Raw genomic sequence first — 11,305 nt, forward strand, 5'->3', positions numbered from 1 at the left:
ATCGATATTACAGAGCGTAAAAAGGCAGAGAAAGAATTAAAAGACAGTGAAACCAAATACCGGACACTCTTTGAATATGCCAACGACGCCATATTCCTCATGAGCGGAGATACCTTCATTGACTGTAACACCAAAACCCTGGAGATGTTTCAGTGCACCAGGGAGCAGATTATCGGGCAGCCTCCTTACAGATTCTCTCCCCCATTCCAACCCAACGGCGAGGGTTCAAGGCAAGCGGCGCTCAATAAGATCAATGCGGCGTTGCGCGGTGAATCTCGTTTCTTTGAGTGGATACACTGTCGCTACGATGGGACCCCTTTTGATGCCGAGGTGGGTCTGAACCGTATTACGCTGGGAGGTGAAACATTCATCCAGGCAATCGTCCGCGAAATCACCGAACGGAAAAAGACCGAGCAGGCACTCCAAAAAAGTGAAGAGAAATACCACAATATTTTCGAACATTCCATAGAGGGCATCTTCCAGTCAACCCCGGACGGAAGACATTTAAGCGCGAACCCGGCCATGGCAAGGATGTTTGGATATGATACCCCGGAGGAGATGATCGAAGCTACGACCGACATAGCGACACAGATATATGTAGACCCGGAAGAAAGGGAGGTGTTTAAAAAGATCATTGAAGAGCAGGGCTTTGTCGAGAAATTCGAATCAGAACAGTACCGCAAAGACGGGAGCACGTTCTGGGTTTCCACCAATGCCCGCGCGGTCCGGACTCCCGATGGGGCAATACTCTGTTATGAAGGTACCGCGATCGATATTACCTTGCAAAAGAAAACTGAAGAGGCCCTGCGCCAGGAACGGGAACGGTTTCTGACCCTTACGGAAAACGCCCCCTACGGGCTTGCATTGATTGATCAGGATGGCACTTTTCAATACACGAACCCTCAATTCAAAGGGATATTCGGCTATGCTCTCAACGAAGTTCCAAACGGCAGGGAGTGGTTCAGGAAGGCCTATCCTGACCCGGCATACAGGCATACTGTAATAGCAGCATGGATTGACGACATAAAAGGGACAAGGATGTTGGAAAAAAGGCCGAGGATCTTTACGGTGAGGTGTAAAGACGGCACCGACAAGATAATCAATTTTATACCTGTTAAATTGACAGCCGGTGGAAACATAATGGCCTGTGAGGACATAACCCAACGCAAACAGGCCGAAGAAGAGCTCCGCGCGGCCCACGAGCGGTTTTTTAACATCATCGAGTTCTTGCCCGATGCGACGCTGGTCATCGACCGGGAAAAAAGGGTGGTAACCTGGAATCGTGCCTGCGAAGAGATGACAGGTGTCAGGAAGGAGGATATCCTTGGGAAAGGTGACTATGAGTATGGCCTTGCCATTTATGGTATAAGAAGACCTATACTCATAGACTATGTTACCGCCGAGTCCGATGAGTTAAAGGAGAGATACGAATCGATCAAGAAAAAAGGCAACGTGCTCTATGGAGAAGTATTCGTGCCAAAACTATACGGTGGGAAGGGCACATTTTTGTCAGGGACTGCCTCTCCATTATTTGACAGCAGTGGAAATATAGTTGGCGCGATAGAATCGATTCGTGATATCACGGAACGCAAAAACCTCGAATCCCAGCTTCTCCAGGCCCAGAAACTGCAGGCCGTAGGGACCCTGGCGGGTGGTATTGCCCATGACTTCAACAACCTTCTTATGGCTGTCCTCGGATATACATCCTTGATGCTTATGGACGTAGATCCCGGTCATCGTCATTATGAAAAGTTGAAAATAATAGAAAAACAGGTACAAAGCGGCGCAGACCTGACAAAGCAGTTACTGGGATTTGCCCGGGGCGGGAAATATGAAGTGAAACCAACAGATATGAATGAACTCCTCATTAAATCCTCTGATATATTTGGCAGGACCAAGAGGGATATTGTTATCCACAGAAAACTACAGGACGATCTTTATACGGTAGAGATAGACCGCAGCCAGATAGAACAGGTCCTGTTAAACCTCTATATCAATGCATGGCATGCGATGCCTACAGGAGGAGAACTCTATCTTGAAACACAGAATATTATTTTTGATGAAGGCTACGCCAATCGTTACCCGATAAAGCCGGGGCAATATGTAAAAGTATCCGTAACCGATACAGGGATAGGCATGGACGAGGCAACGAAGCAAAGGATCTTTGAGCCCTTTTTCACCACACGGGAGATGGGAAGGGGGGCAGGCCTGGGATTGGCCTCTGTGCACGGTATTATAAAAAACCATAGCGGTATGATCAATGTTTACAGCGAGAAAGGGAAAGGCACAACCTTCAACATCTATCTCCCTGCTTCCGGGAAAGAACATATCGAGGATAAGGTCATATCGGATGAGTTATTGAAGGGCCGGGAGATGATCCTTTTTGTTGATGACCAGGATGTGGTTATTGATGTTGGAAAGGCAATTTTGGAGGAGCTTGGCTATACGGTGCTGCTGGCGAAAAGCGGGCAAGAGGCAGTAGATGTCTATGCGGAACGCATGGAAGAGATTGACCTGGTGATCCTCGATATGGTCATGCCGACCGTGAGTGGCGGGGAAACCTACGACAGATTGAAGGAGATCAACCCCGGGATCAAGGTCATTCTCTCAAGCGGCTATAGCTTAAACGGCCAGGCATCGGGAATACTTGAACGCGGCTGTAACGGTTTTATCCAGAAGCCATTCAATGTTAATGAATTATCAAAAAAGATACGGGAAGTACTGGAAAAATAGCGTACCAATATGGGTGACCACGTACTGCCCATCCCCTCTTCAAAATATTATGGATTAGTGGTGTAAAAAAGGATTATCATAACATATGGATCATGAGCTGACAGTCCTCACGATTACTGCAGCGTCCATCGGTTTTTTTCATACACTGCTGGGGCCGGACCATTATATCCCTTTCATTGTCTTCGCAAGGGCAAAGAAATGGTCCATTATGAAAACAGCGTTGTTCACGTTCCTTTGTGGTATTGGCCATATCGGGAGCTCCGTCGTGCTCGGGATCATGGGAATTGCCCTGGGAATTGCGGTCACGAAGCTGGAGCTTGTAGAATCGTTCCGCGGCAACATAGCCGGATGGGCCCTGATAGCATTCGGTTTTATGTATTTTGTCTGGGGATTACGAAGGATGTTCAGAAACCGTCCACATGAGCATGCCCATGCACATATCGACGGTGATGTCCATGTCCACACACATTCCCATTCCGAAGAGCATGTCCATATCCACGATCAGAAAGGTGCTGTAAACCTTACGCCCTGGATCCTCTTTACGATCTTTCTCTTCGGTCCCTGTGAACCATTAATCCCGATCCTCATGTACCCAGCGGCAAAAAGCAGCCTATGGGGCCTGGTACTTGTGAGCTCTGTATTCGGCGGCGTGACGATCCTGACAATGCTCGGCGTTGTTCTCGTTTCTGTCCTTGGCATCAACTTCCTCCCCATGGCCCGGCTTGAACGTTACAACCATGTCATGGCCGGTGCTACGATATTTCTTTGTGGAATAGCGATACAGTTTATAGGGCTATAGTATAGCCAATGAAGGAGCTATAGCTGAAGTAATGCAGCGCTCGTTGAGCGGGTCGTGCGCATCGCGAGAGAATACGGGCGCGACACCGCAACCCCGGCTGAAGCAAGGAAGATCTTCAGACTTTCCGCTTAATCTTGACCTTATCCTCAGCCTCAACCTTGTTTTTCCAGGTATGATGCCTCGATCTGTCTGATGTAGGAGGTGTTGTTGCCCCGGGCGTAAGGGGAAGCCCGGAAAGTCTCATCAGGGAAGCTATCTCCGCGGTACGTTGTGTGACCCTCGCGAGGTCCTTTCGTATCTCAGGCCATTCTTTCGTGAATGTACCGACCCTTCCCAACGCCAGCTCTTCCTTCCATCGTCCGGATTTTTTCCCGTATTCCCTGGCGAACTCCTGTCGTGCCTTTGCGGGGTCTGACAGAATGCCTTCTGAAGCAAGTCTTTCCTGCAGCTGTACCATCCAGAGGTTCACGAATTACCGCTATGACCAACTCCACTTAGCATCAAAAGAAACGCTGATAGTAAATGTAGCAGTATCCCGGAACAAACTCCATACATAATTTTAAGGACAGCAATCAGCAGTCAGCAGATAAAAAAGTAGGCCAAGGCTAAGGTTGAGGTTTAGCAAACCCAGTTCTCCGTAATCTCCACCTGATTGTTTTACCATGAGCCATGAGCGATCAGCGATCAGTTATGAACTTTTTCACGCTATGTGCTATACATTCTCTCCTATATAGTGTATTACAATAAATATATAATAAATATAATTAATAATATAAATAATTAATTATAGATAATAAATAATAATAATAAGATTATATAAAGCAATAAAGATATTAATAAAAAATATATGATATATATTTAATCAATGTAAAAGATAATAATAAAAATGTACAAATAAATAATATTATATAAAAAAACATAATTATTTTATTGACAATATATTTATAGTATATTTATAATGTATACGTAAAAGAATAGGAATGAAATGGGGAAGAAAAAGACAGAGGAAGAGAAAAAATCGGTTCCTGTTATTGTTCGTCTGAACAAGGAAGAGTTTGAGATGTTGGAGAAGAGGGCTTCCATTCTCGGGATGAATGTATCAACGTTCCTGAGACTACTGATACGCAGAGGAAGAATTGAACTGGACGAAAGGGAGCAAAAACTCTAAGAGAAAGGGGGTGATATATAATGGCAACGAAGAAGAAAGCAGCACCAAAGAAGAAAGCAACAGGCAAGAAGAAATAAGGGAGGGGCGCAAGCCCCTTCCCTCCTCAACCTCACGCGCACACGGTAGCGGGTGTTGCTTATGGGATCTGTGAGAGAGGACAAAAGTGTTTTTGTTGAACCATGATGTTTAACTATTCGAAACCCTGGTTTCGAAGGAGGGTGGATGTGATACAGCAAGGAACACAAAATCACAGGAAAGGAGGTGAGAGATAGATGACAAAGGCAGCATTCATCGCAAAAGTAGCGGCAAAGACAAAATTCAGCAAGGCGCAGGCAGAAAAGGCAATAAACTGTGTTGTTGATGTGCTCAAAGATGCTATGAAGAAAGGTGATAAGCTTAGCCTCGTTGGTTTCGGAACCTTTTCGGTAGCGAAAAGAAAGGCCCGTAACGGGAGAAACCCAAGAACTGGAAAACCAATGAAGATCTCAGCGAAGAAGGTACCGAAATTTTCAGCATCTCCGTTGTTCAGGAAAATGGTCAAGTAGTACCTTCAGGAGGCACACTCTTGCCAATTACTCCTCCGGCAGAGTGTGCCCTCAGGTCTAATGCACATAAGACATAGTCGTCATAAAGGCGGCCGTCAGTCGTCGATAGTCAATAGTGGACAAAAAGAGCAGGCTAAGGCTAAGGTTGAGGTTAAGCAAACCACAGTTCTCCTCAACCTTAGCCTGATTCTTCCCGCTATGAACCATGAGCTGCCTTTCATTTCGTCCTTCGTCCTAGCGAAGCGAACGTCCTTCGTCCTTCGGCTTTTCCCTCACACCGAACGTTTTCTTTAAGACTTCGATATACGAAATACGATATACCGTCAGTTTTTTCTTAATAACCTGACAGGATGTGCCGATAAAATGATTGGTTAGGGAAAAATGGCAAAAAGCACAATGAGGTGTTGAAGAAGTTGTACGCTATCAGGCATGGAGGGTCATTGCAGACATACGTGCAGGACGCCTGATACATTGTTTTTTGCGAGATGGTGAAGAAGATATATGGTGCGTGAGAGCATACTCAGTGTAGTGAAAGCAACAAATAATCTTGAAGATAAAAGTGAAAAGAAGGGCAGCAGGAAGACTAAAAAAGAACTCACGGCAGAGCTCACGGAGATCCGTAAGAAGCTGAAAGAGTTAAGAGATCTGGCAGGCAGGTACATAGACGATATGGACTCCGCCAGGCAAGACGAGACGCGCCTGCGGACAATCTTTGAATCGATCCGGAGCGGAATCCTCCTTGTAGACGCAGAGCGGCATACGATCGTTGATGTCAATACGGTGGCAGCGAAGATGATCGGTCTTCCGAGGAAAGAGATTATCGGTACTACATGCCACAAACATGTATGTCCCGCGGAAATGGGCAGGTGTCCCATTACTGACCTCGGACAGACGGTGGACAATTCGGAACGCCTCCTCCTTGGCCGTGGTGGGAGGAATATACCTATTATCAAGACGGTGAATTCGATTGTCATAAATGGCCGCAGGCACCTCATTGAAAGTTTTGTAGACAATACAGAACGAAAACGTGCCGAAGAGGAGATCAAAAAGTACCGTGACAATCTTGAGCTGCTCGTGGAAAAACGTACAGAGGGTTTTGAGAAAGTAAAGGAACAGCTCCAGGGTGAAATCGCAGAACGCAGGCAGGCAGAGGATTCTCTGAAAAAAAATGAAACGTTGCTGCGGCTGATCCTGAACCTATCGACAAATTTTATCTGCCTTCCTGCCGAAGAGACCGATAATGGGATCGATGATGTCCTGAAGGCGATAGGTCAGTTCGCGGATGTTGACCGCAGCTATGTCTTCCAGTTTAGTGAAAACAAGACAAGGATAGACAATACCCATGAGTGGTGCGCTCCGGGTATATTGGCCCAGAAGGAGAAACTCCAGGGGATTACGGCCGATGATCTGCCCTGGTTTTTTGAGAATATAAAGAGGTTTGAAACGATTCACGTCCCTGATGTGATGCAGCTTCCTGCCGGGGCAGCGGCGGAAAAAGAGGAATTTATGCGGGAGGGTATTCAATCCCTCGTCATCGTCCCTGTCATATCGAATAATCTTCTTATCGGATTTCTTGGGTTTGACAGCGTACGCTCGAAAAAGAACTGGCCTGAAAACATCATTTCATTACTGAAGATCGTCGGCGAGATCGTTGCCAATGCGCTGGCGCAAAAAAAGGCGGCCGAGGCCGTGAAACGCGGCTCGGCAAAATATCAGGCCCTTTTTGAGAATGCCAATGATGCGATCTTCCTTATCAAAGGTGGGGTCTTTATTGATTGCAACCCGAAGTCGCTGGAGATGTTCCGTTGCACAAAGCAACATATAGTGGGCAAAACACCGCATAGTTTTTGTCCTGAATTCCAGCCCGACGGAGGCAGATCGCAGGACATTGCCCTTGAAAAGGGACGATCCGTTGTATCGGGAAATCCCCAGTATTTTGAGTTCAGACAACGCAGGGGCGATGGGATCCTGTTCGATGCCGAGGTAAGCCTTAGCAGGGTTGATATCGCCAACGAGGTATTGCTCCAGGCAATAATCAGGGATATCACCGCACGAAAAAATTGGGAGCATGCCCTGCGGGAAAGCGAGGCAAGATATCGGTCACTTTTTGGCGAATCACAGGATGCCATATACATTACCACGCAATACGGTGCGTTTGTTGATGTGAACAGATCTTTTCTCGATCTCTTCGGCTATACGAGGGATGAGATCCTGAAACTCAATGCGAAAGTCGCCTATGTCAGCGAAAAGGATAGAGAGAATTTCAAGAAGATTATCAGGAAGGATGGCTACGTAAAGGCCTTCGAGCAGAAACTTAAAAAGAAAAACGGCACTGTCATGGACTGTATCCTCACTGTCACAACGAAAAAGGATGCCGGGGGAAGGGTTGTCGCATACCAGGGTATCATCCGGGATATTACGGCGGAAAAACTGGCGGAGCAGACGATCAGGCATATGGCCTACCACGATGCATTGACGGGTCTTCCGAACCGGACATTGTTTAATGACCGTCTCAACATGGCAATATTAAACGCACAGCGTAATCATAAACGTGCCGCCGTGATGATGCTTGATCTCGATAAATTCAAGCAGATAAACGATGTATGGGGCCATAAATTCGGAGACCTGCTGCTGAAAACAGTGGGAGAGCGGTTGATCATCACGCTGCGCAAAAGCGATACCGTTGCAAGAATGGGCGGTGACGAGTTCCTTGTCATTATACCGGAGGTCGATCATGTTGAAGATACGGATATCATCGCCGGCAAGATCCTTCAGGCATTTTCAGAGACTTTCGTAATCAGCGACCGGAATCTTTCCGTAACAACAAGCGTCGGTATCGCCATGTACCCGCAGGATGGCAAGGATGCGGAGACCCTGATCAAGCATGCGGATATTGCGATGTATGCGGCGAAGACGACCGGAAGGAACCAGTACGGGCGCTACTCCCCTCGCATGCAGGGCAGCATAAAGACAGCCGTCGGCAGTCAGCATGTTATCAAGCACTAATTTCTAAGCACCAATCTCTAAACAATTTCAAAATTTGAATATCAAATGTTCCAAACAAGTGCCTTTCAGCACGTTTTTATTTTTGAACATTTGAATTTGTTTAGGATTTAGAAATTAGGATTTAGAGTTTCTCGCCGAACGGTCTTTTCCGACATACGATATACGAAATACGACATACTATAGAATTATGGGCTGCTTTTCTCTATACGTATCCGGTTCAAGTTTCATTGACAGTTAGTCCGCCTGTTGTTAAACTTCTTGCATGGTGTCCACTATCCGTGAAGACATTGAGGCAACCTTCGAGCATGATCCGGCTGCACGAAGCGTCATGGAGGTTATCTTTTGTTATCCCGGATTCCATGCCGTGCTTTTCTACCGCTTCAGTCACTGGTTCTGGGTTCATAAGATGTACTTTTTGGGCAGGTTGATATCGCATATAGGGAGGTTCTTCACAGGGATCGAGATCCATCCCGGCGCCGTGATCGGCAGGAGGTTTTTTATAGACCACGGGATGGGAGTGGTGATCGGGGAGACCTCCGAGATCGGTGATAACGTTACCATATACCATGGCGTAACCCTTGGAGGTACTACGTGGAAGAAGATCAAGAGGCACCCGACCATCGGAAACAATGTCGTCATCGGAACAGGGGCAAAGGTCCTCGGTCCTGTAAAGGTCGGCGATAATACGAAGATCGGGGCAAACTCCGTGGTTGTCAGCGAAATCCCCCCCAACTCCATCGTTGTAGGCATTCCCGGTAAGGTTGTCTTCCGCGTTGAAGGTGAAGAAAGGATCCAGATGGATACGGGTTTTATGCCTGATCCTCAATCACGGGCCATTGCCTCCCTCCTTGAGAGGGTGAAGGTGATCGAGGAGAAGATCGCGTTGAATGAAAAAGAGGAGAAAAAGTAGAAGTATGCAGTATGTAGTGTGCGCGAAGAGCCCTGGCAATCTGCAATCTGCAATCTGCAATCTGCTATATTGTTGACGGTATGTACGAAGAACGATTTTACAGGGGAATTGCAAAACCTGAAGACCTCATCTGCTATGAAGTACAGTACAAAGAAACAGACCTTTTTTGCTGTACACGGGAAGACTTCCATGGTTTTATTATGGGGAAGGTCCTTTTTTACCGGAACCAGCTTGAAGAATATATCAAATCAAGGCCGGAATTCAGGGACAGCCTTGTGCCCATCGGAGATGATCTTTTTGCGCCCCGGATGGTGAGAGAGATGATAGAGGCCTCACGGATCATTGGAGTTGGTCCCATGGCAACGGTTGCAGGGGCAATGGCGGAGTTCATAGGCAGAGACATTGCGCCGCTTTCTGACGAATATATCATTGAAAACGGCGGCGATATTTATCTCAGGACTGATGCCGAGAGGATCGTCGAGGTCTACGCTAAGGACTCTCCCTTTAGCGAACGAATCGGCATCTCGGTGAAGCCCGACGACAGGCCCTGCGGGATCTGTACATCTTCAGGAACGGTCGGTCATTCTTTAAGCTTCGGAAAAGCTGATGCGGTATGTATCGTCGGAAGGTCTTCGCTTTTTACCGATGGACTTGCAACCTGCCTCGGTAATATTGTAAAAAAGAAGGACGACATCCCGACGGCAATCGAAAAAGGGAAAGCGTTCCACGGTGTCATGGGTATCCTGATAATCTTTGGCGAATCCCTTGGTGTTTGGGGCGATCTGGAGATAGTGGAAATATAACGGGCCGAAGGTCTGTTTCTTGCAGCTTGCGGCTGCAATAAGCGAGGTATTGAATGAAAAAGAGGATGATTTTACGGTTCAAGCGAAATACGATTGATAAACCTGTAGTGTACGGGCTTGTGAAGAATTACAACCTTGTGGTGAATATCCTGAGGGCGAACATCTCTCCGAAGGCCGAGTCCATGATGGTCCTTGAACTTGAAGGTGCGGAAAGCGACTTTGAAAGGGGCATACACTACCTCGGGAATCTGAATATCGATACGGAACCTATCGAACAGGATATCAACCGGGATGAGCTGAAATGTGTTCACTGCGGTGTCTGTACGAGCGTCTGCGCCCCGGATGCGTTATACATCCGGGACAGAAGCACCATGAAAGTAGAATTTGACTATGAGCGATGTGTCGCCTGCGAGCTCTGTGTGAAGGTATGTCCTGTAAAGGCGATGAGCGTCTTTTTCGATTAGAGGCGAAAGTGAAAAGAGTATATCTTGATAATAATGCGACGACCCCCATCCACCCCGAGGTGGCAGCAGCGATAGCGCCTTTTCTGGCAGGACTGTACGGGAACCCATCGAGCCTTCACTGGGCTGGCAGGGATGTCCGCACCCATTATGAACAGGCACGGTTGCAGATAGCGGATATGATACATGCACACCCCGAAGAGATCGTTGTGACGAGTTGCGGCACAGAGAGCGACAACCATGCCATCAAGGGCGCTGCCTATGCGAATACAGGCGCTGCAAATGCGAAACACGGGCAGGGCAGGCATATTATAACGACTACCGTTGAGCATCCGGGCGTGCTCAACGTCTGCAGATACCTTGAAAATAAAGGGTTTACGGTCACTTACCTCCCTGTTGACGGGAACGGGCAGATCGAGCCTGATGATGTAAAAAGGGCTATACGGAAGGATACGATACTCATATCGGTCATGTATGCGAACAATGAAACGGGCACCATGTTCCCCGTGAAAGAGATCGGCGCAATAGCCAGCGAACACGGTGTCCTGTTCCATTCTGATATGGTGCAGGTCATGGGGAAGATCGATATCGATATTCACTCGCTGAATGTCGACCTCGCGAGTTTTTCAGGTCATAAGGTCTACGCGCCCAAGGGGGTCGGGGCACTTTATATAAAAGATGGTCTCGGGATCGATAACCTTATCCATGGCGGACACCAGGAAAGCGGCAGGAGGGCCGGCACGGAAAACGTGCTCGGGATCGTTGCCTTCGGTGCGGCATGCGAGATCGTCAAAAAAGAGATGCAGAGCGAGTACAACAAGATCGAATTACTGAGGAAAAGGCTGCTTGAAGGTATTCTGGAAAGGGTTGACCATGTGAG

General features: G+C 47.5%; 10 protein-coding genes. 9 read left to right on the forward strand and 1 reads right to left on the reverse strand.

The genetic code is table 11. The features are described from left to right. Positions 1-2,733: PAS domain S-box protein (locus PHU49_09320; GenBank protein MDD5244203.1), on the forward strand; the 2,733-nt coding region annotated here is incomplete at its 5' end. 85 nt (positions 2,734-2,818) lie between these two features. Next, on the forward strand, positions 2,819-3,532 hold the full coding sequence (locus tag PHU49_09325; protein MDD5244204.1) for a hypothetical protein: 714 nt from the start codon (positions 2,819-2,821) through the stop codon (positions 3,530-3,532). 115 nt (positions 3,533-3,647) lie between these two features. On the opposite strand, the gene PHU49_09330 is transcribed toward PHU49_09325, so the two are convergent. Beyond that, positions 3,648-4,001, reverse strand: a complete 354-nt coding sequence (locus tag PHU49_09330) for a hypothetical protein (GenBank protein ID MDD5244205.1) — start codon at positions 3,999-4,001, stop codon at positions 3,648-3,650. 516 nt (positions 4,002-4,517) lie between these two features. On the opposite strand from PHU49_09330, the gene PHU49_09335 reads away from it, so the two are divergent. The 7 genes from PHU49_09335 to PHU49_09365 form a co-directional block, all read left to right on the forward strand. Next, positions 4,518-4,700 carry a hypothetical protein gene (locus PHU49_09335; protein MDD5244206.1) on the forward strand — a complete coding sequence of 61 codons (183 nt, stop codon included), beginning with the start codon at positions 4,518-4,520 and terminating at the stop codon, positions 4,698-4,700. 272 nt (positions 4,701-4,972) lie between these two features. Beyond that, positions 4,973-5,245, forward strand: a complete 273-nt coding sequence (locus tag PHU49_09340; GenBank protein ID MDD5244207.1) for an HU family DNA-binding protein — start codon at positions 4,973-4,975, stop codon at positions 5,243-5,245. 501 nt (positions 5,246-5,746) lie between these two features. Next, positions 5,747-8,251, forward strand: coding sequence for a diguanylate cyclase (locus PHU49_09345; protein ID MDD5244208.1), 2,505 nt, complete (start codon positions 5,747-5,749; stop codon positions 8,249-8,251). Between the two features lie 262 nt (positions 8,252-8,513). Next, entirely contained in the window at positions 8,514-9,161 is a 648-nt protein-coding gene (gene cysE / locus PHU49_09350) for a serine O-acetyltransferase (GenBank protein ID MDD5244209.1), read from the forward strand. An 80-nt stretch (positions 9,162-9,241) separates the two neighbouring features. Then, positions 9,242-9,964, forward strand: coding sequence for a UPF0280 family protein (locus tag PHU49_09355; GenBank protein MDD5244210.1), 723 nt, complete (start codon positions 9,242-9,244; stop codon positions 9,962-9,964). A gap of 53 nt (positions 9,965-10,017) precedes the next feature. Beyond that, complete coding sequence (locus PHU49_09360; GenBank protein MDD5244211.1) at positions 10,018-10,428, forward strand: 4Fe-4S binding protein; 411 nt, start codon at positions 10,018-10,020, stop codon at positions 10,426-10,428. Positions 10,429-10,436: 8 nt separating this feature from the next. Then, on the forward strand, positions 10,437-11,305 hold an 869-nt coding region (locus PHU49_09365; protein ID MDD5244212.1), incomplete at its 3' end, for a cysteine desulfurase family protein.

It is taken from the genome of Syntrophorhabdaceae bacterium (assembly GCA_028713955.1).
Taxonomy (GTDB): domain Bacteria; phylum Desulfobacterota; class Syntrophorhabdia; order Syntrophorhabdales; family Syntrophorhabdaceae; genus UBA5609.